We start from the raw sequence: 24,185 nt of genomic DNA, 5'->3' as shown, positions 1-24,185 counted from the left end.
GAAAACCCCGCATCCGCGGGGTTTTCTTTTTTGGCTTCACGCTTATCGACGCATCCGGTCCGAGAGAATGTCACCGGCAATCCTGAATGATTTCAGTCGCGCGGCGTGATCGTACATCGCTCCGGTCACGATCAGCTCGTCTACCCGAGTGCGCTCGAGAAAGCGATCGATCCAGGCCGCCACGCTCTCCCGATTCCCAACTGCGGTCTCTGCCAGGGCCTGCGCTATCTGCATCCGCTCCGCCGCCGACGCAACCGCTTCTGGATCGTCTAGCGGCGGTTTCAGCTGCCCCGGAGTGCCGCGCCGGAGCGCCACAAACTGCTGTTCGATAGTGGTCATCAAACGCCGCCCCTCCTCGTCCGTGTCGGCAGCAAAGACATTGATGGCTGCCGCGGCATAGGGCTTCTCCAGGTATTCCGAAGGCTCGAAGTGCTGCCGGTAGAGATGTAATGCCTGATCCAGCATGGCCGGGGCAAAGTGCGAGGCAAATGCAAACGGCAGCCCCAAAGCAGCCGCGAGCTGTGCGCTGTAGAGACTCGACCCCAGCAGCCACACTGGCACTCTGAGACCGGCACCGGGCACCGCGCGCACCTTCTGGCCGGGCTGTTCCGGCGCAAAGAAGTGCAGCAGCTCCTGCACATCCTCAGGAAAATGATCCGCCGCAGTCGTGGGATCGCGCCGCAGCGCCATCATGGTGGCACCATCGGTTCCCGGCGCTCGTCCCAACCCCAGGTCCACCCGGCCTGGATATACCGCAGCCAGCGTGCCGAACTGCTCCGCGATGACGAGAGGCGAGTGATTCGGCAACATCACACCGCCGGCAGCAACGCGGATCCTCGCTGTTCCCGCAGCGATATACCCCAGGGCTACTGCCGTAGCTGCGCTGGCCACGCCGGGCATATTGTGGTGTTCCGCCATCCAGAAACGTCGATAGCCCAGTGTTTCAGCATGCTGCGCTAGTTCGCGGGAATTACGCAGGGCGCTACCGGCGTCGCTGCCTTCGGTAATCGGGGATAAATCGAGCAGGGAATAGGCTTTCAAAACACACTCAGCTAATTCAGGCCCAAGAGAAAATATTGGACTTCGCGAGGCGAGCATAGAGGAAATGGACTGGATTCAAAACCTGACCCGCGTCTTCTCAATGCCTCCTTTACCGGCCCGCACCCCACACTTCCTCCAAGCGCTGATCCCGCCCACAGCGAAAGCGGTAGTACTTGTAGCGCACCGGGTTGCGCTGGTAGTAATCCTGGTGATAACCCTCGGCCGGATAGAAAGTCGCTTCCGGAACCAACTGTGTTGCTACCCGTTTGCCAAGCTGCTGCTCCACCCGCTGCTTGCTGGCCTCTGCCAGTCGTTTTTCCTCGGCGTTGCCGTAGAAGACTGCGCTGCGGTACTGGTCGCCGCGATCGCAGAACTGGCCACCACCATCGAGTGGATCCACATTTTTCCAGAATACGTCCAGCAATTGTGAATAACTGATCTTGTCAGCGTCGTAGGTGACCTGCACCACTTCCGCGTGGCCCGTGCCACCGCCGGAGACCTGCTCGTAAGTGGGATTGGGTACTTTGCCACCGCTGTAGCCGGAAGTGGTTTTGAGTACCCCATCCAGCTTGTCGTAGGGCGGTTCCATGCACCAGAAGCAGCCGCCGGCAAAGACCGCGGTCTGGATATTACCGCCAGAACCCTGGGCACTGACCAGCGCTGCCATGGAAAGCAGTCCTATTGCGATGAATCTGCGCATCCTCGCCTCCTGTTCACACTTTTCCTGTTTGTCTGTATACGAACGGAATTCTTACAGGTTCAGTGCGCCACTACAGGCGCGGGCAAAAATTTCCCGATAGGCGGCGGCATCAAAGGGAATCGGATTACTGCCGGCCGAAGGGTCAACCGCAGCCATTTCCCCCACGCGCTCCGCCTGTGCCTCCTCAATGCCGATTTCCTCAAGGGTGTGAGGAATGCCAATGATGTCGCGCAGTTGCAGTACCCAGTCCAGAACCGCATCGAGACCACTGCCCGGCAGATCCAGATAGCGAGCAAGGCGCACCATGGGTTCAGCGATGGCATCGCGGTTAGCCTGCAGTACGTAGGGCATCAAGATTGCATTTATGGTTCCGTGATGTGCGTCGTATAGCGCTCCGATGGGGTGGGCCAGGGCGTGCATGGCTCCCAGACCGCGCTGGAACGCCGTGGCCCCCATGCTCGATGCCACCAGCATCTGCTGGCGCGCCTCCAGATCACTGCCATCGGCCACCACGCGGGGCAGATACTCTTTCACCAACCGAATCCCTTCCAGCGCAATTCCTTCTGCCATCGGGTGAAAGGCCGGCGCACAGAAAGCCTCCAGGTTGTGGGAAAGGGCATCCATACCGGTGGCGGCGGTGATGCTGGCGGGCAGGCCGAGGGTTAGCTCCGGGTCCAGAATCACGGTGGCCGGCAACATTTTCGGGTGGAAGATGATACGCTTGAGCTTCGCTTCATCATCGGTAATGACGGACGAGCGCCCCACTTCCGAACCTGTGCCAGCGGTTGTGGGTACCGCCACCACCGGCACCATGCCCGACTCGTCCACCCGCGTGAAATTGTCTCCGACATCCTCAAAATCCCAGATGGGCAGGCGCTGGCCCACCATCAGGGCGATCGCCTTGCCGGCATCCAGTGCCGAGCCGCCTCCCATGGCGATAACACCGTCGTGCCAACCGGAGCGCAGGGCCTCCACCCCGTCCGCGACATTTTTTCCGTTCGGGTTGCCCTTGATACTGCAGAAAATTCCCACTTTCAGGCCGGCGGTCGCGCAGAGGTTCAGCACTTTTTCCACCATCGGCAAGCCAGCGAGCCCCGGGTCCGTCACCAGCAGCGGTGCGCGGATACCCAGCTCCGCGCAGACCGGTGCTAACTCTTCGATTCGCCCCGGGCCGACACGAATTGCCGTGGGGTAGTTCCAGTTATTGTGGAAGCGTTGCGTATCCATACATTTGACCGGTTGGCTCAGGGCCGTTTTTTCAGGTGGAAGGATTTGGGCCGGGTGAGGTGTTCGTAACCGACCGGAGAAAGCGTGCAGCCACGGCCCGACTGTTTGACACCGGTCCACGCGAGTGCCGGATCCAGATAGTCGCAACGATTCAGGAATACAGTGCCGGTTTGCAGGCGATCGCCAATCGCTTTCGCCGCCTCGGGATCGTCGCTGTAGATAGCGGCAGTCAAACCGAAGTCGCTGTCGTTCATCAGCGCGATGGCTTCCTCGTCGTCCCGCACCGGCTGCACGCCCAGCACCGGGCCGAAGGACTCCTCCCGCATCACTCGCATCTCGTGATTCACCTCGGTCAGCAGTTGCGGTGCCACGTAGGGAGTGCCCGGCCTGTCTGCGGGAAAAATGACGGGATCGATGTGGGCGCGAGCGCCGGCGGACAGCGCCTCGTCCACCTGTCCGCGGACAAAATCTGCAGCCGCCGTGCGCACCAGCGGTCCCAGTGTCGTTTGCGGATCATCCGGGCGGCCGAGCCGGTAGTCGCTGACCAGCGCCGCTGCCCGTTCAACCACCGCGTCGAACAAGCTCTCGTGCACGTACAGACGTTCGATGCCGCAACAGGACTGCCCGGAATTGAAAAAAGCACCGTCCACCGCACTGGCGACCGAAGCTTCCAGATCGGCATCCTTGCGGATATAGGCCGGGTCCTTGCCTCCGAGCTCCAGCCCCACCTGGATAAAACGTCCCGCAGCCACCCGCTCCACCATGGCACCACCGGGTACTGAACCGGTGAAAGCGACATGATTGACCTCCGCTGCACTGATCAGGCGCTCGGTATTGCCGTGGCTCAAATGCAGGTACTGGAAAACACCGGTGGGCAGGCCCGCTTCCGTGAACGCCTCCACCATACGCTCGGAACACAGGGGCGTCTGCGCCGAGTGCTTGAGCAGCACCACATTGCCGGCCAGGAGCGAAGGGACAACCGCATTGACGGCCGTCAGGTAGGGGTAATTCCACGGGGCGATGACGAGGGAAATACCTAGCGGCTCGCGGCGGATAAAACGCTCGAAACCCTCCTTTTCCGGCAGCCGAATGTCGGCCAGGGCACTCTCGGCGATTTCCGCCATGTAAAGGGCACGCTCGGCAAAGCCGAGTATCTCACCGCTGGCAAAGCGAATCGGCCGCCCCATCATCCAGGTGAGTTCAGGGCCCAGCTGTTCTTTTTTCTCGGTAAATATTTCTACAGCCTTGCGTATCATCGCGATCCGGTCCGCCACCGGCGTATTTCGCCAGAACGGCTGCGCGCGCGCAGCGGCATCCAGCGCTGCGCGAATCTCCGATTCTGTCGCCAGTACGCGCTCCACATACAGGGAGCCATCCACCGGCGACAGGCATTGCAGTGTACTCATGGGCTGGAGCCTCGATGCCGGTTAAATAATCTCGAAGTAACGATCCAACTCCCAGTCGCTCACATGACGGCGATACTCCCGCTCCTCCCACTCGCGGCTCGCGGCGAAGTGATCGACGAAGGCGCCACCAAACAGTTCCCGCGCGGCATCAGACGACCGCAGCCGCTGGGCAGAATCCCACAGTGTCCGCGGCAGTGCGCGTTCCTCCGGCTGCACCAGCGCATAGGCATTGCCCTCTACAGGATCCGCCGGCTCCCACTGCTGCAATACCCCGTAGAGACCGGAGCCCAGTGCTGCCGCCAGGGCCAGGTAGGGATTGGCGTCGGCCGCGCCGAGGCGATACTCGACCCGCTGGGACTTGTCACTGCCGGGGATGACCCGCAGCGCGGCGGTGCGATTTTCGATGCCCCAGGTGGCGTCGGTCGGCGCCCAGAATCCCGGTATCAAGCGGCGGTAGCTGTTGACCGTGGGCGCCATCATGGCGAGAAACTCCGGCATCAGCCGCTGCTGACCGGCGACAAAGTGGCGCTGGACCGTGCTCATATTCTGTGGGTGCTCCGGATCAAAAAACGCGGAGTGACCGCTGTCCCGATCCCGCAGGGACAGGTGAATGTGCCCGCTCTGCCCCGGGTAGTCGCCTGACCATTTGGCCATAAAGGTGGCCATCAACCCGTTGCGCTGCGCCAGCACCTTGATGAACGTCTTAAACAGGGCCGCCTTGTCTGCCGCCGACGCGGCGCCATCGACGGCAATGGCAGCCTCCAATACGCCCGGACCGGTCTCGGTATGCAGCCCCTCGATGGGGAAATCCATGCGCTCGCCCAGACTGAGGATCTGCCGATACAGCTCCGCATGCACGGAGTTGCGGATCATGGAATAGCCGAACCAGTCCGGGGTAAACGGCTTCAGGTCGCGAAAGCCTTTCTCCCGGGCAGTATCCGGAGTTTCGTCAAACAGGAAGAATTCGTATTCCAGGGCACCGAAGGGCTCGAAACCGGCGCTCTGGCAGCGCTCGATTACCCGACGCAGCGTTGCGCGAGGACAGACTGCCTCGGCGTGCAGCTCGAATTCGGCCAGAAATAGCAACATGCCATCTTCGAACGGCACTTCGCGACAGGTCTCCGGCAGGATACGCACCGGTGCATCCGGGTAGCCGGTGTGCCAGCCAGTGTACTGGGCGTTGTCGTACAGCTGATCCTTCACATCCCAGCCCAGCACCACATCGCAGAAGGAAAACCCGTGTTCCAGGGCGGAGAAGAACTTCTCGCGGCTCATGTACTTGCCACGCATGACGCCGTCGTTATCGAACAGCCCCACTTTCACATGCGTGAGCTTGCGCTCCTCGACAATGGCGCGGGCGTCGCTGGCAGAGTGGATGGATCGCGGATCGAGCATGGCCGTCGCAGCCTCTTTTGTTGTTATCGACCCGGTACAGGATAGACGCGCCTCCCCGCCGCCATACGCGCAGGGACACCAAAAGACAACAAACTGCCGCCAAATCCGCATTTTCGCCGGCAATGCGGCGCCAGCAATGCGACTTTCCGGGGCCCGACGCAGGGTTTATAATCCGCGCTCTCAAATTTTCGACCACATCCAGTCAGGACCAGCAATGAGCTTCGACAAGATCCCCGCAGGTAACGACCTGCCCAGCGACATCAACGTCATTATCGAGATCCCGGCCAACCACGATCCGATCAAGTACGAGGTAGACAAGGACTCCGACGCGGTATTCGTAGACCGTTTTGTCGCCACCCCCATGTTCTACCCGGCCAACTATGGCTACGTGCCGCAGACCCTGTCTGAAGACGGTGACCCCCTGGACGTGCTGGTTGTTGCCCCTTACCCGGTGATGGTTGGCTCCGTGATTCGCTCCCGCGTCATCGGCGTGCTGAACATGACCGACGAATCCGGTGTGGACGCCAAGCTGCTGGCCGTCCCCCACACCAAGCTGACCAAGCTGTACGACCACGTACAGGAGATCGGCGATCTGCCGGAGCTGCTGATCAAGCAGATCGAGCACTACTTTGAAAACTACAAGGCCCTGGAAGCGGGCAAGTGGGTGAAGGTAGACGGCTGGGCCGACGCCGAAGCGGCACGCAAGGAAGTAATGGCTTCCCGCGAGCGCTACCTGAAAGAGGAAGGCTGATCTAGATCCTCAGCCAATCCCATAAAAAAACCGGCCACTGGCCGGTTTTTTTATGGCTGCAGAAAACTGCGAGTGGCGAGGGCAGGATGGCGGTATCGAAGTGACGGCGGCCTGGCCGCCGATCAGTCCAGCTGCCAGTCCGGAGCGGCGACCGTCGCCCCGGGCGTGCGCTCCCGCTCGGTGTCTTCCACCAGGTTGCCCCCGGCAGGCTTCAGGCTCAGGTGATTGACTTCCACCTGCACCGCCTCTTTTTTCTCCCGCTCGTGGTCCTTGACCAGGTTGCCCTCCATGGGCGCAAGGGACCAGTCGGGCCCCGAGTCAGTCATTCGGCTCTCGGCTGCGGGTTCCGGTTCTGGTGATGGCGGCACGGCGGCCGGGGCGGGCTCACCTTCCGCTTTCAAGGTGACCTGGGCCCCCATCTTTGCCAGCGTCGCCTGCAACTGCCGGGCCTGGGCCTCGCCCAGATTCTTCTTGATTGCCAGCGGCCGGCCACTGAACAACTTCTCGATGGTTTCCGGGCTGGCCTTGAACAGGCGAGCCAGGTTGGCCCGCACATCATTGGCGGTAAATCCCGGCTCCAGGTCGCCGCGAAAAATCACACTGTAGCGAAGCTCCGACATGAGCTTTCCTCTCCTTGCCTCAGGGGCATCTTATTGTTCTGTTTGCTTTGGTCGTTTGTGCGCTGCTTTCTGCTCGATCACGCCCGATCACACTTAGTCGCGCTGGCCACTGTTGTCCGGTTCGGCGGGATCCAGGGTCTGATCCATGGTATAGGCCGGTGCGGCTGCGGTGCGCCCGCCGACCTGGCGCGCCGGTACGCCCGCGACCGTACTGTGTTCAGGCACATCCGACAATACCAGGCTGCCGGCAGCAATTTTCACCCCGGTGCCGACCCGCACCGGGCCGAGAATTTTGGCTCCGGCGCCGATCATCACTTCGCGGCCGATCTTGGGGTGACGATCCCCACCACCGCTGCCACTGCCGCCCAGCGTGACGGAGTGCAGAATGGAGACATCGTCCTCCACTACACAGGTCTCCCCAACGACCAGACCCGTGGCGTGGTCGATCATGATACCGCAACCGAAACGGGCGGCCGGGTGAATGTCGACGGCAAACTGTTCCGAGACACGGCTCTGGAAATACAGCGCCAGTGTGCGCCGACCCTGTCGCCAGAGCCAATGAGCAATGCGGTGCGACTGCAACGCGTGGAAGCCCTTGAAGTAGAGAAACGGGGTGATGTACTGGTCGCAGGCAGGATCGCGGTCATACCAGGCGCAGATGTCCGCCTGCATGCAGCGCCCAATACCCGGATCTTTCGCCAGAGCCGCGGCAATCACCTCCTGCAGGGCCGTCGCCGTCAGGGCATTGTGATCAAGCACGGATGCCAGCTGGTAAGCGAGGGCGTCATTGAGGGATTTGTGGCGCAGGATGGTGTTATGGAAGTAGCTCGCCAGCACTGGCTCACCGGCAACCGCCTCGCTGGCTTCCGCCCGCATAGCACTCCAGATATCCCGCTGTTCGATATCGCCGTTGATAAGCGGTCCTCGCGTCATGAATTCTGTGGTGGATAACATTGTTCCGGCACCCGGACGAAACGCTCAAAGATAGCAGCCATGTCCTCGCAGACGGTTTCGCCCAGTACCAGATCGCTGTCATGAATCAGCCCTTCCAGCCGCTCTGGGGTCAGCAGCGCCTGCAGCTCCCAGGCCGCCGGCGCGAAGCTCAGATGCCAGCGCTCCGGCGCAACGCCGCCGCGGTCCTGCGCATAGGGCCGGAACAAACCGTAACTCTCACCGGCGGCAATACGGGCGTCGAGCCAGCAGTGGAAGGGCCCGAAGATACCCTCGTCGCAGACCTCCTGCGGTGTCAGCTGCGGCTGGTAATTATCCGGCATGGCTGCCCGATCGACCACATCGAAATCCGTCCCCCAATGGTGGCGGGAACCACCGGGCAGCGCCGACCAGCGGAGAATCGCATAAACGGTCTGCCGAGGTGAGAGAGCCGCAAATTCCAGCAGCTCACCGGCGCTGTCGAGTAACGGCCGCTCCCCGCGGGCCTTGCGGTTCCAGATGGTCCGTTGGCGGTCGAAACTGCGGAACCCGGACACCACCTGCGGATCGAAACCCGCATCGCGCGCGTCGGCGCTGAGACGCTGAAAAGCCACCAGCGCCTCCGGGTGCATCAGCTGTCCGGAGTGCGGCTCGAGGATCACATGATCGTCGCTGAGGCCAAACAGCATGCGTTCGATGGGCGGGGTCAGCATCAATGGGCTCCGGACTTGCCAGGCAGTCGGCAAACTCTATTCTTCATTACACGGGTTCATCGCCATTTACTGTAACAAATCGCGTGTCCCGCCGCCGCGCCATTGCGCTGCAGAATTCCGCTTTTATGGGAACCGCAAATCGATTTGAGAATGCTTTTTAATTGCGGAAACGCTGTAGTTTTAGCCTTCCAGACAAGTGTGCTATGTTGGCTCGCCGGACACAGGATGTGGCCGAGCAGAACCGGGCAACCGGTTGCCAGCTGAAACAGGATAGGGATATCACTCATGCACCCCAGTCAGTCAGAACTGCTGCAACTCAAAAACCTCGGCCTCGCCTCCGTCAATATTCTCCACTCGGTGGGTATTCGTTCCCGCGACGACTTGCATCGCGTCGGCCCGGTGGAAGCATTCATCAGCATCCGCAGTCGCGGCATCAACGCCTCGCGCGTGCTTTTGTACGCCCTCCAGGGCGCCCTGCTGGATGTACACTGGAACGACCTGGATCCGGACCTGAAAGCCCGACTGGCGAGCGAGGCGGACCGCCAACTGTCTGCCAGCAGAGCGCGGTGATCGACAGCAAAAAGTCACCGAGGTCTATCTTGAAACCGCGGCAACCGGCCCTATCTACACTCTCTCTGAAAGAACACTAAATGGAGAGTGCCGATGTTGCGCATTGGTCTGTTTCTGCTGACTAACCTGGCCGTCCTGGTTCTGGTTGGTATTGTCTTCAATTTGCTGGGAGTTCCCGGGATCCTCGCCGCCAACGGTGTCGATCTCAATATGTCAGCCCTGCTTCTGATGTGTGCCATCTTCGGCTTCGGCGGTGCACTCATCTCCCTGCTGCTGTCCAAGACCATCGCGCGCATGAGCACCCGTACCCAGGTGATCACTCAGCCGCAAAACGCCGACGAAAAATGGCTCGTGGATACCGTGCGCGAACTGGCAGACAAGGCCGGCATCGGCATGCCGGACGTGGGGATCTTCCCCATGCCCCAGGCCAATGCTTTTGCCACCGGCTGGAACCGGAACAGCGCTCTCGTATCCGTCAGTGCGGGCCTGCTGGAGCGTTTCCCTCGCGAGGAAGCGCGCGCCGTGATCGGCCACGAGATCGGCCACGTCGCCAATGGCGACATGGTCACCCTGGCCCTGATCCAGGGCGTCCTCAACACCTTCGTCATGTTCTTCGCGCGGCTAGTTGGCTTCTTTGTCGACCGCGTGCTGCTGAAAAACGAACAGGGGCTTGGCATTGGCTACTTCATCACGTCCATCATCATGGACATGATCTTTGGTGTGTTGGCGATGATGGTGGTGGCCTGGTTCAGCCGCCGCCGCGAGTTCCGCGCCGACGCCGCCGGCGCGCACCTGGCGAGTCGCGAGGGCATGGCCGCCGCACTGGCGCGGATCAAGGCGGAGTCCGAAGTGGGCCGCGAGGAGCCCCTGCCCAGCAACATGAAGGCCTTTGGCATCTATGGCAACATGGGCGCACTGCTCGCCAGCCATCCGCCGCTGCAGGACCGCATCCTCGCCCTGCAGAACCCCCGCGGCTGATTTCAGCCGGAATAGCAGTGCCAGTGCGGCCTCGCCCGCACTGGTCACACAGGCTGGCAACGCGGGCTCCATACCTGCTCAGTCAACGAAGCTGACCTGTCCGACCATGAAGAAAATAAAGTCCCTGCTCTCTTTTCCTCTGCTGATCGCAGCACTCCTGGCACCACTCCACTCGACGGCTGCGCCAGCCCTGTTGCCGGAGTTCTCCACTGACGATGAACGCAACACCATGGAGGTGTTCAACTTCGCCAGCCCTTCGGTGGTTTATGTCACCAATGAAACCCTGGTGCGGGACCGCTGGAGCCTGCGCCTGCACACCGTACCCCGGGGCGCCGGCAGTGGCTTTATCTGGGATGAGCAGGGCCATGTCGTTACCAATTTCCACGTAATCGAGGGCGCCCGCAAGGTCACCATTACCCTGCAGGACAGAAGCGAGTGGCCGGCAGTGCTGGTGGGATCGGCACCAGAGAAGGATCTGGCAGTGCTGCGTATCGACGCGCCGCAGGAGCTCCTCAAGCCGCTGGTGGCAGGCAGCTCGCGCAGTCTGGCTGTTGGCCGGAAAGTGCTGGCCATCGGCAATCCCTTCGGCCTCGATACCACGCTGACCACCGGTGTCGTGAGCGCTCTCGGTCGGGAGATTCAGGCGGCCAACAACCGCACCATCCGCAACGTGATCCAGACCGATGCCGCGATCAATCCCGGCAACTCCGGCGGGCCACTGCTCGACAGCCGCGGTCGACTGATCGGCGTCAACACCGCCATCTACAGCCCCAGCGGCGCCAGCGTCGGCATTGGCTTTGCCATTCCAGTGGATACGGTGAAAAAGATCGTGCCGGAGCTGATCGCCCACGGTCGCCTGGTGCGACCGATACTGGGCATTGAATCCGCACCCGACCAGTGGGCCAGTCGCTACGGATTCGAGGGCGTGGCAGTGCTGCGCACCGCGCCGGGCATGCCGGCGGAACAGGCGGGACTGCGCGGTATTTACCGCTCCCCCACTGGCGGCTGGCAACTGGGGGACGTCATTGTCGGTATCGAGCGACAACCGGTGCGGAATTATGACGACCTGCTGAACGCGCTGGAAAACCACCGTGCCGGGGATGAGGTCAATCTCAACTTCCTGCGCGACGGGCAAATGCACGAAACATCCATTACACTCGCCGCTCCGGAATAAATACGCGCCGCTTCGCTGGCGGCGAAAGACACCGATTCCCGAGTCGACGTAGATATGCAGAAATACTTTCTTTGCCGATATGACGAACTGACCGAAGGCCAGTCAAAAGGCTTCTCGCTGGGCGACGCAGCCGCTGGAACAGATAATGTGTTCGCGGTGATGAAGGATGGCGAAGTCTACGCCTACAAAAACAGCTGCCCCCATCGGGGGATCAACCTGGACTGGCAGGAAGACCAGTTTCTGGACCCGGATGGCGCCCTGATCCAGTGCGCCTCCCACGGCGCACTGTTTGTGATCGAATCCGGTGAGTGTATTGCCGGACCCTGTGCCGGCGAAGCCCTCACGCCAGTGCCTATCGAGCACACCCAGGAAGGGCTCTACGTGCTCCTGGCCGAGTGACCGCGATTCAGGCGCGGCCGATATAGGGCAGCGCCTTCTCCAACCGAATCTCTCCCGCTCCGATCACCGCCCGGTAAGCGATCACTTCCACACCCGCAGCAACCGCATCGTCCAGGGCAGCCGCGTAGCCCGGGTCTATCTCCCGCGCCGCTTCAACGGTCTCGATCGCGGAATGCTGCACGCAGTAGAAAAGTACTGCCCGAACGCCACCCTCCGCCAGTTTCTGCAGCTCCCGCAGGTGCTTCGCTCCCCTTGCACTTACGGCATCGGGAAAGAGTCCCCGCGCGCCTTCTGCCAGGGTCACGTTTTTCACCTCCACGTAACAGTCGCCCTGCGCACCACTCAGCAACAGATCGATGCGGCTGTTCTCCTCGCCGTAGCGCACTTCCCGGCGCAATGTTTCATAGCCCTGCAGCTCGTCGACGACGCCGCTTGTAATCGCCTCCTCCACGAGGGCGTTTGCGCGACCGGTGTTCACGCCGGCAAGCGCCGACTCCGGCGTGGTGGTCACTTCCAGGGTGTGGCGGTATTTTCTCTTGGGGTTAGCGGAATCCGAGTACCAGCAGGGTGTGGATTCTGCCCAGCAATTCTTCATGGAACCGGTGTTCGGACAGTGAATGGTCAATAATTCACCGGTGGCGGTCTCGATATCGGCGAGAAATCGTTTATAGCGGCGCAACAGCGTCCCCTGTTGCAGTGGAGGATTAAACTTCACAGATCGACCTTTGTGGATAATTTGAGCGCCAAAACATACCAGACAACATTTTGTGGCGCGAACCGCAGAGATTTGGTAGCTTCCTCGCTCTCGGTGACCAGGGGGTTTGGCGCCGAGGAGGGAAGAGCCTGCTGCGCTAGCCTGACCAAAACCGGTCAGACATTGCGCGCTCCGGGTAAAACCGGACTAGGCTAGTGTGCTGATTCACATGCTTTGAATCACACACATTGATTTTGGTGGTAGCGGCCCCATATCCGGGGGTCCGATTAGTAAAGAGAGGCAACGACTATGCCCAAAACTGCTGCGAGCACCGAATCTCTGCACGGCTTGGAGCCCTATAAAGAGAAGAAGGGCGAAGAGTACATGAATGAGAAGCAGCAGGAGCATTTCCGCAACTTGCTGTTGGCCTGGAAGGCCGAGCTGATGGCGGAAGTGGACCGCACCGTTTCCCACATGAAGGATGAGGCAGCCAACTTCCCGGACCCGGCAGACCGGGCCAGCCAGGAAGAAGAGTTCAGCCTGGAGCTGCGTACCCGCGATCGCGAACGCAAGCTGATCAAGAAAATCGATGCGACTCTCGAACTGATCGACCAGGACGACTACGGCTATTGTGAGGCTTGCGGCGTCGAGATCGGCATCCGCCGTCTGGAAGCACGCCCCACCGCCACTCTGTGCGTAGACTGCAAGACCCTGGCGGAAATCAAGGAAAAGCAGATCTCTGGCTAACCAGACAGGGAGTCACCAGCATCGGGCGATACCAGCATCGCCCGGCGCGACTCCCCGGTGCGATCCTCCGCATCGTCCATGACCTCAAAGAACACCAACCGCTATATCGGCCGCTTCGCGCCCTCGCCTACCGGACCATTGCATTTCGGTTCGCTTGTCTGTGCCCTGGGAAGCTACCTGGATGCCATATCACATGGTGGCCACTGGCTGGTACGGATGGAAGATCTGGATCCTCCGCGGGAGGAACCCGGTGCCGCCGATCGCATCCTCAAATCCCTTGAGGCCCACAGCCTGCACTGGCACGGTCCGCTGGAATGGCAGAGCCGTCGCCACTCCCTCTACGAACAGACCTTAGAGGCACTTGCCGAACGCGGCCTGCTCTACCCCTGCCAGTGCTCGCGGGCGCAGATCCGCAAACAGGGTGGCCACGCAAATGACAGTTGCCGCGACACCCCCAGAGAAGCTTTACAGGCTGACCTGCCGAGCGCCCTGCGCCTGCACTGCGCCGGTGGCGAGGAAACTTTCGATGATATCTGGCAGGGCTCCCGGCACCAGCAGATCCGGGAAGACACCATCCTCAAGCGACGTGATGGTCTCTATGCCTACCAGCTGGCCGTAGTGGTGGATGATATCGACCAGGGCATCACTCATGTTGTGCGCGGCGCCGACCTGCTGGAGACCACCGGCGCACAACAGCGGCTGTTCCGCCTCCTCGGCGCACAACCGCCAGTGTTCGGCCACCTCCCACTGGTGATGGGGGCCGCAGGCCAGAAGCTCAGCAAGCAAAATCACGCCCCGGCCATCGATGACCAGCGACCGGCTGAAAACCTCTGCGCGGCGCTGCGCTTTCTCGGTTTTCACACGCCAACGGAGCTTGAGGAAGAATCCCCGCCCGCCATCCTGCACTGGGCCGTCGCCCGCTGGCAACGCCAGCAGGTGGATCGTCGGGACCGGCAATTGCAGTGATCCGGCGCGGCCGTTACCATCTCGGCGCCGGCGAAGACCATTGATCGGCACGACCTTCACCTGGGTCTGTTTCACGACTGCTTTTGCGCACCGTGAAATGCGACCGGGCTCCGAGTGACTCTATGAGCAACCGCACCCTTCTGATTCTGCTGGTACTGGTGGGCTATGTTTTCTCCCCCACCGTTTTCACCTGGATGATCAATCCCGACGGCGCCTGGTACCGGCCCTTCATTCTCTGGTTTGCTCTGATCCTATTGGCGGTCCTGGTGCAGATGCGGCGGAAGAACGATGAGCTTTGAGATCGCCCACATCGCCCTGATCGGTGTCGCTTACATTGCCGCACTGTTTTTTGTCGCCTTCGCCACGTCCAAGGGCTGGCTGCCGTCCCGCTGGGTTCGCCACCCGCTGGTGTTTGTGCTTTCCCTCGGGGTATCCCTGTCTGCCTGGACCTTCTACGGCATTGTCGACCTTGCCTGGCAGTATGGTTATGGCGTCCTCGCCTACTACCTGGGAACCGGTGCCATGTTCCTGTTTGCGCCGGTGGCGCTGGAACCCCTGGCAAGACTGGCGCAGCGTTACCAGCTGACCTCTCCTGCGGACCTGCTGGTGTTTCGCTACCACAGCCGCCAGGCGGGCACCCTGGCCACCCTGTTCATGCTGCTCGGCCTGCTGCCACTGATCGCACTGCAGATCCAGGCGGTTGCGGAGACACTGGCGCTGCTTTCCCGGGACAGCGTGGCGGCTCTGGGGCTGCCCGAGGCGGGCATCAACAGCAAGAACCTGATCGCCTTTTTCTACTGCGTACTGCTGGCTGTGTTCACCAGCATGTACGGAGCCACCCGTAAACGCCGCGCCGGACTGGCGAGCGCAATGGCACTGGAATCAGTCGTCAAACTGGTGGCTCTGCTCGGGATCGGCGGTTATGCAATTTACGGTGTCTTCGGTGGCTTTGGCGGGCTCGACCAGTGGCTGCGGGAAAACGCCGACATGCAGCAAGTGCTGTATGCCCCGATCCAGCAGGGCTCATCCCACACCCTGCTACTGGTATTTATCGCCACTGCGGTGGCGATGCCGCACATTTTCTATCTGAGCATTGCCGACCAACCGGCCTCGCGTAACCTGCGGGTGGCAAGCTGGGGCTTTCCCCTGTTCCTGTTGCTCATGGCACTGCCGATTTTCCCGATCATGTGGGCGGGCTTTGCCCTCGATGTGGCGGAGCCGGTGCAGTATTTCGCCCTCGCCGTGCCCCGCGCCAGCGGCTCTACCCTGCTGACCACACTGGCCTTTGTCGGCGGCCTGTCCGCCGCCACCGGGGCACTGGTCATGATGACGCTGGCGCTGTCCACCATGGTGATGAACCACTGGTTACTGCCGGGCACCCGCTGGCACTCGGAAGACAATATGTACCGGCAGCTGGTGTGGCTGCGCCGCGCCCTCGTGGCGGCGCTGTTTCTGGCCGGCTTCGCCTTCTACCTGCTGCTCAACAACCGCCTGTCGCTCTCCGACCTGGCGTTGCTGGCCTTCATTGCCTCACTGCAGTTCCTGCCGGGCATCTTCGCAGTGATTCACTGGCCACAGGGCAACCGGCGCGGCTTCATCGCCGGCCTGGTAGCCGGCATGCTGGTGTGGGCCTGCGGCCTGCTGTTGCCATCCATCCTCGGCTCGAGCGGTTTCACCCTACCGGGCACCGAGATCCAGGTCCCGCTGGGTATGACAATCTGGACCCAGGTCACCACACTCTCCCTGGCCGTCAATGTCCTGCTGTTCGTTGGCATCTCACTGACCACCGAGACCAGCAGCCTGGAGCAATACGCCGCGGACCTCTGCAGCGACGACAGCCTCAGCCAGGCCCTGCGCCTGCAGCTGGACGTGACCTCGGCGGCCGACTTCCGTCTGCGACTGTCAGAGAGCCTGGGGGCGACCACCGCCAACCAGGAGGTAAACCGTGCCCTGCGCCAGCTGAACCTGCCCGCCGACGAGCGCCGCCCCCTGGCCCTGCGGCAACTGCGCGACAAGCTGGAAGCCAACCTCTCCGGACTGCTGGGACGGGTACTGGCGGGCCAGATCATTGACCGCCATTTCCCGTTCAAAGACAGCGGCCAGCCGGCGCACAAGGACATCCACCTGATCGAGTCGCGCCTCAGCCGCTACAAGAACCAGCTCACGGGCCTGGCCGCCGAACTCAACAACCTGCGCCTGTACCACCGGCAGATGCTCGAGGAGTTGCCAATGGCCGCCTGCTCACTGGGTCGCGACGGCGAACTGCTGCTGTGGAATTACGCCATGCAGGACCTCACCGGCATCGCCGCCAGCGAGGTAATTGGCTCGAAGCTCGACTACCTCGCTGAACCCTGGCGCGGACTGCTGACCGAGTTTGCCGGCTCGACAGAGGACAGCATGTTCAAGCGCCAGGTGAGCATTGCCGGCAACAGCCACTGGCTCAACCTGCACAAAACCCGGATGAAAAGCACCCGCGCCGGCAAAGCCCGCAACGAGCGCGGCGACGGCCAGATGCTACTGATCGAGGACATCACTGAGACCCAGATCCTCGAGCAGGAGCTCATCCACAGCGAACGACTCGCCTCGGTGGGCCGCCTTGCGGCCGGGGTGGCGCACGAGGTGGGCAATCCGGTCACCGGCATCGCCTGCCTGGCACAGAACCTCCACTTCGAGTCCGACTCGGCAGAGGTGCACGATACCGCCGACCAGATTCTCAGCCAGACCCAGCGTATCAGCCGCATCGTGCACTCCCTGGTGAACTTCTCGCACAGTGGCAGCCAGGAGGAGAGCGAGCGGGCACCAGTGGACCTCTACTCCTGCGTCGAGGAGGCGGTGCAATTGCTCTCCCTACAGCGGGATAAGACCCAGGTCACCTTTACCAACGCGGTACCCGAAGACCTGATCGCCCTAGGGGATAACCAGCGCCTGATCCAGGTATTCATCAACCTGCTCAGCAACGCCCGAGATGCCAGCCCCGACGGCGGCAACATCCAGATCGACGGCTACCGGCACGCCGGTTGTGCCTGTGTCGCTGTCACCGACGACGGCCCCGGAATCTCGGCACAGCACCGGGATCGTATCCTGGAGCCATTCTTCACCACCAAGGAGCCCGGTGAAGGCACCGGGCTCGGTCTGGCCATGGTCTACAGCATTGTCGAAGAGCACGGCGGACAGCTGGAACTGGTCAGTCCCGCCAATCCAGAGACTGACCGCGGCGCCAGATTTGTCGTTCAGCTACCTTTGTGACCAAACAGTCCGCCAGTGCTGATGCGGATTACGGAGGAGTCGGGCGACACAGTGCAGGTGTGCAAACCCGCCAAATGGGTTGCATCGAAACGCGCTGCAGGTAAAACTAGGCGTTCATTGTTTGTTTTGTAACCAGGCGTAACACATGAGCCACATCCTGATCGTCGAAGATGAAGCCATTATCCGGACGGCGTTGCGCAAGCTGCTGGAGCGCCATCGCTACCGGGTCAGCGAAGCTGGCTCTGTGCGCGAGGCAACAACCAAGTACCGCCTCACGGAAGTGGATCTGATCATCTCCGACCTGCGCCTGCCCGGCGCACCAGGCACCGACCTGCTGAAACTGGCGGGCGACGTGCCGGTCCTGATCATGACCAGCTATGCCAGCCTCCGCTCCGCGGTGGACTCTATGCGTATGGGCGCCGCGGATTACATCGCCAAACCGTTTGACCACGACGAGATGATCGCCACCGTGCGCCGGGTGATCGGCAAGGCCGAACAGAGCCGCGCCCAGGCGCCAACGGCTCGCAGCCAGGGACGTGCCATTGCCGGTATGATCGGTGACAGCCCTGTCATGCGCGAGCTGTATGCCCGCATCAACAAGGTCGCGCCGACGGATGCCACCGTACTGGTGCATGGTGAAACCGGTACCGGTAAGGAACTGGTGGCCCGCGCCATCCACGAGCAGAGCCGACGCGCCGGCAAACCGCTGATCTCGGTTAACTGTGCGGCGATCCCGGAAACGCTGATCGAGGCGGAGCTTTTCGGTCACGAGAAAGGGGCGTTCACCGGCGCCCAGACTGCCCGGGAAGGCCTGGTGGCCGCCGCTGATGGCGGCACGCTTTTTCTCGACGAGATTGGCGAACTGCCACTGGAAGCCCAGGCTCGCCTGCTTCGGGTGCTACAGGAAGGGGAAGTGCGCCCCATTGGTGCAGTGGAATCCCGCAAGGTGGATGTGCGCCTGGTCGCAGCTACCCACCGCAACCTGCGCCAGCTGGCCAGCGAACACAAATTCCGCGAAGACCTTTATTACCGCATTAACGTGGTGCAAATGACACTGCCCCCACTGCGCGAGCGCGGTAAGGATGTGCTGACGATCGCCGAATCCCTGCTGGAGAAGTTTTGCGCCCGAGTGGAGCGCCCGACACTGAAACTGTCCCCGGAAGCCATTCAGGCCGTGACGACCTACACCTGGCCGGGCAACGTGCGCGAGCTGGAAAACGCCATCCAGCGCGCCGTCATCCTCACCGACGACCACAGCACCGAAATCGACCATGACACCCTCGATATCGACCTGGACCTGGTACCGGTCGACGAGGCAGATCCCGAGCGCCGCCCGCGCAGCCTGCACACGGATCCCCGTGAGGATCTCTCTCTGGAAGACTACTTTGCCCGCTTCGTGCTGGAACATCAGGACACCATGAGCGAGACCGAGCTGGCCAAGAAGCTGGGCGTCAGCCGCAAGTGCCTGTGGGAACGCCGCCAGAAACTGGGAATTCCGCGCAAGAAGAAGAGCCGCACTGCCGCAGAGGCTTAGTTTTCCGGCTGCTCTTCCCCAGACATCTCTCTCCATCAGCCACCGGCAGTCTCTGTCGGTGGTGCCGCTCCCCCAGGCGCTCGCCGCAATTCATTTTTGTAAGCCTTTTTAAACCACGAAGCAGCCGCCACCCCCTCTCGCGGAGGCCGAAATCAGCCACACCTGCCCTAACTGACATAACTACCGGAGCGGGAACTGTTACCCGAATCCTGCGGAACCCAAAGTGTTACCCGGGTCTCATCAGGAGTAACAACTAGCGCGCTATCCGTAACGCGAGAGACTTGTTATTTGGCGCCTTACAATTCTTTAAAATTCTAAGTGCTTGTTTTCAAAGGCTTTTTAAAAGTTGGCACGCTAAGTGCTTTATCTCTAGTGCAAACAAGAAGAACAGCCAAGAATAAAAATAAATGGCAACCTAAGCCCTAATAACATTCAACAATAAGCGGGCGACACACAATAAGAATAAAAATGACGGCGCGGTCGAAAATAAAAGCAAACAGGGACCAAGCCGAGAAGAACAATAACAATAAAAAATAACAATAAGAGAAAGAAGACAACAAGAATAACAAGCGCGTTACAAACTGACTGTTTTGTACCTGGGAGAGGGTGTTTGCTAGAAGCAAATTGAGAGCGCAAGGAAGCCGCTGCCTTCATCCAAATAAGAATAATTCCCTCCCTTCCTTCTTTTCTGTGTGACAGCCCATCCCAAAGACGCTGTCAAAATCTGACTCCTGTCGCAGCTGTGGTAGAATCCGCCTCCAATGGGATACCCCCACGCCACATCGCGCTGGCAGCAGTCAAGACAGACAGCCGTATGCTCAACTCCCTGATTAGTACTATCAAACGCTGGCGCAAGCCATCTGAACCGAGTGGCCCTCGAATCGTGCCACGCGGAGACCACAATATTTCCCGCAAGGAGATCAGCCGCGCCGCCCTCACCGTGATGAAGCGGCTCCAGGACGCTGGTTTCGAGGCCTATATCGTCGGAGGCGGTGTACGCGACCTGATGCTCGGCGGGCACCCGAAGGACTTCGACGTCGCCACAGACGCCACCCCGGAACAAGCTAAGGAGCTCTTCCGCGGCGCCCGGATTGTCGGCCGCCGCTTCCGCATCCTTCACGCCCGGATCGGGCGGGAAATCATTGAAGTCACCACCTTCCGCGGTCACCACAGCGAAGGCGAAGAGCACGAAGCCCAGCAGTCCGAGCACGGCATGCTGCTGCGGGACAACGTCTACGGCGACCTGGCCAGTGACGCCGCCCGCCGCGACTTCACCGTCAACGCCCTCTACTACACCACCAAGGGCTTTGAGGTGCACGATTACACCGGTGGGGTGCACGACATTCGCGAACGCCTGATCCGCATGATCGGCGATCCTGCCACCCGCTATAAAGAAGATCCGGTGCGGATGCTGCGGGCGGTACGCTTCGCTGCCAAGCTGGATTTCGAGATTGAAGAGCACACTGCCACTCCCCTCAAGGAGCTGGCACCACTGCTGCGCAACATCGCCCCGGCGCGACTGTTCGATGAGGTGCTCAAGTTGCTGATGGCCGGGCATGGCGAGCGCACTTTCGAGCTGCTCCGCCAGTACCGCCTCTGGGAGCACCTGTTCCCCGGGAATGCCGCTGCCCTGAAGGATCCCGCCGCCCTCGAACTGACCCGGCTGGCTCTGCGCAATACGGATCAACGCATCCGGGAAGACAGACGCGTCACCCCCGCATTTCTCTATGGTGCGCTCTTGTGGCCAGCCGTGCGCAACGAGCAGCAACACCTGCAGGATCACGGCACTCCCCCGGTCCCTGCTTTAGCGCAGGCGGCGCAAAAGGTCGTCAGCGCCCAGCTGACGCACACCGCCATCCCCAAGCGCTTCTCCATTCCCATGCGGGAAATCTGGGACCTGCAGCTGCGCCTGCCACAGCGTAATGGCAATCGCGCCCAGCGCCTCAGTGAACACCCCCGCTTCCGGGCCGCCTACGACTTCCTGCTGCTACGAGAGCAGTGCGGTGAGATTGAGCCCGGTCTGGGACAGTGGTGGACCGACTTCCAGGAAGCAGATGAGGAAGGCCGCGCGCAGCTGGTGAGCAAGGTCCAGCGCAGTGGTGGCGGACGTCGGCGCGGCCGTGGCTCCCGTGGAGGCAGACGTCGACGCCCCAAGGCGGAGTGACTTGCGGTGACTGGCAATGTTTTTATTGGCCTTGGCAGCAACCTCGCCAACCCGGAACAACAACTCCGTGGCGCCCTGAAGTCGATGGATGCAGTGGCACAGACCCGCGTGCTGCGCTGTTCCAGTTTTTACCTGAGCGCACCGGTAGGACCCGGCGACCAGCCTGACTATATCAATGCCGTGGCCGAGCTGGAGACAGGGCTGGACGCGGAAGCGTTACTGGATGCGCTGCAGGCAATTGAGGCTGATCACGGTCGCGAGCGCTCGGTACGCTGGGGCGCCCGCACCCTCGACCTGGACATCCTGCTTTTCGGGCAGGAGACCATCCGCACCGACCGCCTCCAGATCCCCCACCCTCGCATTGGTGAACGTAACTTTGTACTGGTGCCGCTTGCTGAACTGGCGCGAGCCCTCACCCTGCCGACCGGGGAATCCATTCAGGAACTGCTGCGGGCATGCCCCCAAAACCGTCTGGAAAAATTGGGGTAAGCTGTCAGCATCAGACGACAATAAAAAATTCTGAAAGCTCCAACTGCGATACAGTAGACGGAGCCGACTGCGGTAACGATAAGATCAAGGAGTAACCGCCAGTGTCACCAGAGCACACCGATACGCTATTACAGGAGCTGAATCTCGCGGACCGGGAGTTGCCCCGCTTTATTGCTGTTGAAGGCAATATCGGCGTAGGTAAGACCACCCTGGCGAAAAAGCTCGCCGCTACCTTCAATTACGACACCCTGCTGGAGCTGCCCGAGGACAACCCGTTCCTCGAGCGATTCTACCGCGACGCCAAGAGCGCCGCGCTGCCCACCCAGCTGCACTTCCTGCTCCAGCGTTCGCAGCAGATTCAGGCACTGCGACAGGACGACCTGTTTAAACCGGTGCGGGTATCCGACTTCCTGATCGAAAAAGACCAGCTGTTTGCTGAAGTAACCCTGGATGCCGATGAGCTCGCCCTGTATCGGGAGGTGTACCACCACCTCACCCTGCAGGCACCGAAGCCCGATCTGGTGATTTATCTTCAGGCCCCCCTCAATGTGTTACAGGAGCGCATCCGCAACCGTGGTATCGCCGCCGAGAAGTCGATCAGCAACGATTACCTGGCGCTGCTGAACGAAGCCTACACCAACTTCTTCCACTACTATGACGGGGCACCGCTGTTGATCGTCAATAGCGAGGATATCGACATCGTCGATCGGCCCGACGACTACCGGCAGCTGGTGGAATACATGCTTACCATCAACAGCGGTCGCCACTACTACAACCCGGGAATTTGATCGCCATGCCGTATAAACCGAGCGAACTGAGTAAACCCATTACTGTGCAGACACTGCGCAAGATGAAAGCGGATGGGGAGAAATTCATCACGGTGGCCCTCTACGATGCACCCATGGCTGCCATGGCGCAGCGTACCGGTGTAGAGGCGGTACTGGTCGGCGACTCCCTCGGTATGACCGTACTCGGCTATGACAGCACCATCCCCGTCACCATGGAGCAGATGATCTACCACGTGGAGGCGGTGGCCCGCGGCAACAAGAAATCCCTCATCATGGGTGACATGCCGTTTATGACTTACGCCACACCGGAGCAGGCACTCACCAACGCCACCCGTATCATGCAGGCGGGCGCCCACATGGTGAAAATCGAGGGCGGCGCCTGGCTGGCAGAAACCGTCAAGATTCTCACCGACCGCGGCATTCCCGTCTGCGCACACCTGGGCCTTACCCCGCAATCCGTTCACAAGCTGGGCGGCTTCCGCGTGCAGGGCCGGGACGAGGACACCGCCGGACAGATCCTCAGCGATGCAGCGGAGCTGGACGAGGCGGGAGCCGACTTGCTGGTACTCGAGTGCGTGCCGACACAATTGGCAAAACGCATAACCGACAGTGTTTCCATGCCCACCATCGGTATCGGCGCGGGCCGCGATACCGACGCCCAGGTACTGGTGATCAACGACATCCTCGGCCTCACGGAAAAGCCGCCGAAGTTTTCCAAGAACTTTCTTGTCGAAGCCGGAGATATCCCCGGTGCACTGCACAAGTATGCCGCCGATGTGAAAAACGGCATCTTCCCCGACGACAGCCACACTTTTTCCTGAGCCCAGGACTTACCGAATCCGAGGTACGAAATGGAATTCGATCGACTCTTTCCCAGCTGGCGCACCGACGGTGACCTGCACATTCCGGAGGGTTGGGCCCAGGGGCGCGCCACCTTTGGAGGCCTGGTCGCAGCAATGCTGCATGAGCCCATGTCTGCCCGCGTCTCCGGCGACGCCAGCCTGCGCTCCATCACTTTTTCTTTCGTCGCACCGGCCGAGCCCGGCGACCTCGAGGTAAGCACTGCGGTACTGCGGGCGGGCAAGTCGGTCACTCAGGTAGAGGGGCGGGCCCTGCAAGATGGCCAGCCCGTGATAGCAGCACTGGCCAGTTTCGGCAGCGGGCGGGAATCATCGGTAAAAGCCGACATGGCGCCGGCACCGGACTTCCCATCACCGGACCAGTGCCCCGCCCTGCCCGACGTACCAGGCCTGGTGCCGGAATTTACCCGTCACTTTGACTATCGCATCGCCCGCGGCGCCATGCCATTTTCCGGCAGCCACGTGCGCGAACTGGGCGGCTGGGTACGCTTCCGTCACGAGGAAACCAGCGATGCACCGGCTGCGATTGGCCACCTGCTGGCACTGATCGATGCCTGGCCACCCGCGCTGCTGCCAATGCTGACCCAACCGGCGCCAGCCAGCTCACTCACCTGGACCATCGAGTTTATGGAGCCACTCTCTGACATGCCTGCGACGGAATGGTGGCAGTACCTGGCCGAAGTGGAACAGGCAGCAGATGGCTACGGGGTGATCGGGGCAAAGCTGTGGGACAGTAACGGTCGCCTCGCTGCCTTTACCCGGCAGACGGTGACCGTGTTCGGCTGACAACGCG

General features: G+C 61.2%; 24 protein-coding genes. 15 read left to right on the top strand and 9 right to left on the bottom strand.

Annotation, left to right across the window (positions count from 1 at the left end):
• Window positions 1–42: 42 nt before the first annotated feature.
• The 5 genes from AUP74_RS08355 to AUP74_RS08335 form a co-directional block, all read right to left on the bottom strand.
• The gene (locus AUP74_RS08355; RefSeq protein ID WP_069947180.1) at window positions 43–1,041 is read right to left on the bottom strand and encodes an LLM class flavin-dependent oxidoreductase; all 999 of its coding nucleotides are present in this window, start codon (window positions 1,039–1,041) and stop codon (window positions 43–45) included.
• Window positions 1,042–1,150: 109 nt separating this feature from the next.
• Entirely contained in the window at window positions 1,151–1,741 is a 591-nt protein-coding gene (msrA, locus tag AUP74_RS08350) for a peptide-methionine (S)-S-oxide reductase MsrA (RefSeq protein WP_069947179.1), read from the bottom strand.
• A 51-nt stretch (window positions 1,742–1,792) separates the two neighbouring features.
• Window positions 1,793–2,968 carry an iron-containing alcohol dehydrogenase gene (locus AUP74_RS08345; RefSeq protein WP_069947178.1) on the bottom strand — a complete coding sequence of 392 codons (1,176 nt, stop codon included), beginning with the start codon at window positions 2,966–2,968 and terminating at the stop codon, window positions 1,793–1,795.
• Window positions 2,969–2,985: 17 nt separating this feature from the next.
• Window positions 2,986–4,374, bottom strand: a complete 1,389-nt coding sequence (locus tag AUP74_RS08340; protein WP_069947177.1) for an aldehyde dehydrogenase family protein — start codon at window positions 4,372–4,374, stop codon at window positions 2,986–2,988.
• Between the two features lie 21 nt (window positions 4,375–4,395).
• Window positions 4,396–5,769, bottom strand: coding sequence for a glutamine synthetase family protein (locus AUP74_RS08335; protein ID WP_069947176.1), 1,374 nt, complete (start codon window positions 5,767–5,769; stop codon window positions 4,396–4,398).
• Between the two features lie 214 nt (window positions 5,770–5,983).
• Between AUP74_RS08335 and ppa the strand changes: the two genes are divergently transcribed.
• Window positions 5,984–6,520 (top strand): inorganic diphosphatase, encoded by a 537-nt coding sequence (ppa, locus tag AUP74_RS08330; protein ID WP_069947175.1) that lies wholly within the window; start codon window positions 5,984–5,986, stop codon window positions 6,518–6,520.
• Between the two features lie 122 nt (window positions 6,521–6,642).
• Here ppa and AUP74_RS08325 read toward each other — a convergent pair whose 3' ends face one another.
• The 3 genes from AUP74_RS08325 to AUP74_RS08315 form a co-directional block, all read right to left on the bottom strand.
• Window positions 6,643–7,140 (bottom strand): hypothetical protein, encoded by a 498-nt coding sequence (locus AUP74_RS08325; protein ID WP_069947174.1) that lies wholly within the window; start codon window positions 7,138–7,140, stop codon window positions 6,643–6,645.
• Window positions 7,141–7,233: 93 nt separating this feature from the next.
• Window positions 7,234–8,094 carry a serine O-acetyltransferase gene (gene cysE, locus AUP74_RS08320; RefSeq protein WP_472436432.1) on the bottom strand — a complete coding sequence of 287 codons (861 nt, stop codon included), beginning with the start codon at window positions 8,092–8,094 and terminating at the stop codon, window positions 7,234–7,236.
• Window positions 8,070–8,783, bottom strand: coding sequence for a M15 family metallopeptidase (locus AUP74_RS08315; protein ID WP_069947173.1), 714 nt, complete (start codon window positions 8,781–8,783; stop codon window positions 8,070–8,072). Before AUP74_RS08315 ends, cysE begins: the two co-directional genes overlap by 25 nt.
• 285 nt (window positions 8,784–9,068) lie before the next feature.
• Here AUP74_RS08315 and AUP74_RS08310 point away from each other — a divergent pair, with 285 nt between their 5' ends.
• From AUP74_RS08310 to AUP74_RS08295, 4 genes are all read left to right on the top strand, one after another.
• Window positions 9,069–9,353: a TfoX/Sxy family protein gene (locus tag AUP74_RS08310; protein ID WP_069947172.1), complete on the top strand. Its 285-nt coding sequence runs from the start codon at window positions 9,069–9,071 to the stop codon at window positions 9,351–9,353.
• Between the two features lie 93 nt (window positions 9,354–9,446).
• On the top strand, window positions 9,447–10,331 hold the full coding sequence (gene htpX / locus AUP74_RS08305) for a protease HtpX (protein WP_069947171.1): 885 nt from the start codon (window positions 9,447–9,449) through the stop codon (window positions 10,329–10,331).
• A gap of 106 nt (window positions 10,332–10,437) precedes the next feature.
• Complete coding sequence (locus AUP74_RS08300) at window positions 10,438–11,505, top strand: S1C family serine protease (protein WP_069947170.1); 1,068 nt, start codon at window positions 10,438–10,440, stop codon at window positions 11,503–11,505.
• Between the two features lie 54 nt (window positions 11,506–11,559).
• Window positions 11,560–11,904 carry a Rieske (2Fe-2S) protein gene (locus AUP74_RS08295; protein ID WP_069947169.1) on the top strand — a complete coding sequence of 115 codons (345 nt, stop codon included), beginning with the start codon at window positions 11,560–11,562 and terminating at the stop codon, window positions 11,902–11,904.
• 7 nt (window positions 11,905–11,911) lie between these two features.
• Here the strand turns inward: AUP74_RS08295 and sfsA are convergent, their stop codons facing one another.
• A complete protein-coding gene (gene sfsA / locus AUP74_RS08290) occupies window positions 11,912–12,619 on the bottom strand; it encodes a DNA/RNA nuclease SfsA (RefSeq protein WP_069947168.1) in 708 nt (235 codons plus the stop codon).
• 288 nt (window positions 12,620–12,907) lie between these two features.
• Between sfsA and dksA the strand changes: the two genes are divergently transcribed.
• The 10 genes from dksA (at window position 12,908) to AUP74_RS08245 (ending at window position 24,178) form a co-directional block, all read left to right on the top strand.
• Window positions 12,908–13,345 carry an RNA polymerase-binding protein DksA gene (gene dksA, locus AUP74_RS08285; protein ID WP_067085220.1) on the top strand — a complete coding sequence of 146 codons (438 nt, stop codon included), beginning with the start codon at window positions 12,908–12,910 and terminating at the stop codon, window positions 13,343–13,345.
• A 78-nt stretch (window positions 13,346–13,423) separates the two neighbouring features.
• Window positions 13,424–14,311 carry a tRNA glutamyl-Q(34) synthetase GluQRS gene (gluQRS, locus tag AUP74_RS08280; protein ID WP_069947167.1) on the top strand — a complete coding sequence of 296 codons (888 nt, stop codon included), beginning with the start codon at window positions 13,424–13,426 and terminating at the stop codon, window positions 14,309–14,311.
• A 122-nt stretch (window positions 14,312–14,433) separates the two neighbouring features.
• Window positions 14,434–14,610: a hypothetical protein gene (locus tag AUP74_RS17335; RefSeq protein WP_193427356.1), complete on the top strand. Its 177-nt coding sequence runs from the start codon at window positions 14,434–14,436 to the stop codon at window positions 14,608–14,610.
• Entirely contained in the window at window positions 14,600–17,557 is a 2,958-nt protein-coding gene (locus tag AUP74_RS08275) for an ATP-binding protein (protein WP_069947166.1), read from the top strand. Before AUP74_RS17335 ends, AUP74_RS08275 begins: the two co-directional genes overlap by 11 nt.
• Before the next feature lie 145 nt (window positions 17,558–17,702).
• Entirely contained in the window at window positions 17,703–19,091 is a 1,389-nt protein-coding gene (locus tag AUP74_RS08270) for a sigma-54-dependent transcriptional regulator (RefSeq protein WP_069947165.1), read from the top strand.
• A gap of 814 nt (window positions 19,092–19,905) precedes the next feature.
• Window positions 19,906–21,255, top strand: a complete 1,350-nt coding sequence (gene pcnB / locus AUP74_RS08265; RefSeq protein WP_069947164.1) for a polynucleotide adenylyltransferase PcnB — start codon at window positions 19,906–19,908, stop codon at window positions 21,253–21,255.
• Between the two features lie 6 nt (window positions 21,256–21,261).
• Window positions 21,262–21,744 carry a 2-amino-4-hydroxy-6-hydroxymethyldihydropteridine diphosphokinase gene (gene folK, locus AUP74_RS08260; RefSeq protein ID WP_069947163.1) on the top strand — a complete coding sequence of 161 codons (483 nt, stop codon included), beginning with the start codon at window positions 21,262–21,264 and terminating at the stop codon, window positions 21,742–21,744.
• Window positions 21,745–21,845: 101 nt separating this feature from the next.
• Window positions 21,846–22,532 carry a deoxynucleoside kinase gene (locus AUP74_RS08255; RefSeq protein ID WP_069947162.1) on the top strand — a complete coding sequence of 229 codons (687 nt, stop codon included), beginning with the start codon at window positions 21,846–21,848 and terminating at the stop codon, window positions 22,530–22,532.
• A 5-nt stretch (window positions 22,533–22,537) separates the two neighbouring features.
• A complete protein-coding gene (gene panB, locus AUP74_RS08250; protein ID WP_069947161.1) occupies window positions 22,538–23,353 on the top strand; it encodes a 3-methyl-2-oxobutanoate hydroxymethyltransferase in 816 nt (271 codons plus the stop codon).
• Between the two features lie 30 nt (window positions 23,354–23,383).
• Complete coding sequence (locus tag AUP74_RS08245; protein WP_069947160.1) at window positions 23,384–24,178, top strand: acyl-CoA thioesterase; 795 nt, start codon at window positions 23,384–23,386, stop codon at window positions 24,176–24,178.
• Window positions 24,179–24,185: the final 7 nt, after the last annotated feature.

Origin of the sequence: Microbulbifer aggregans (assembly GCF_001750105.1) — a bacterium.
Classification (GTDB): Bacteria; Pseudomonadota; Gammaproteobacteria; order Pseudomonadales; family Cellvibrionaceae; genus Microbulbifer; species Microbulbifer aggregans.
The sequence above is the reverse complement of the archived record's forward strand: the minus strand, read 5'-3'. Positions and strand labels throughout refer to the sequence as shown.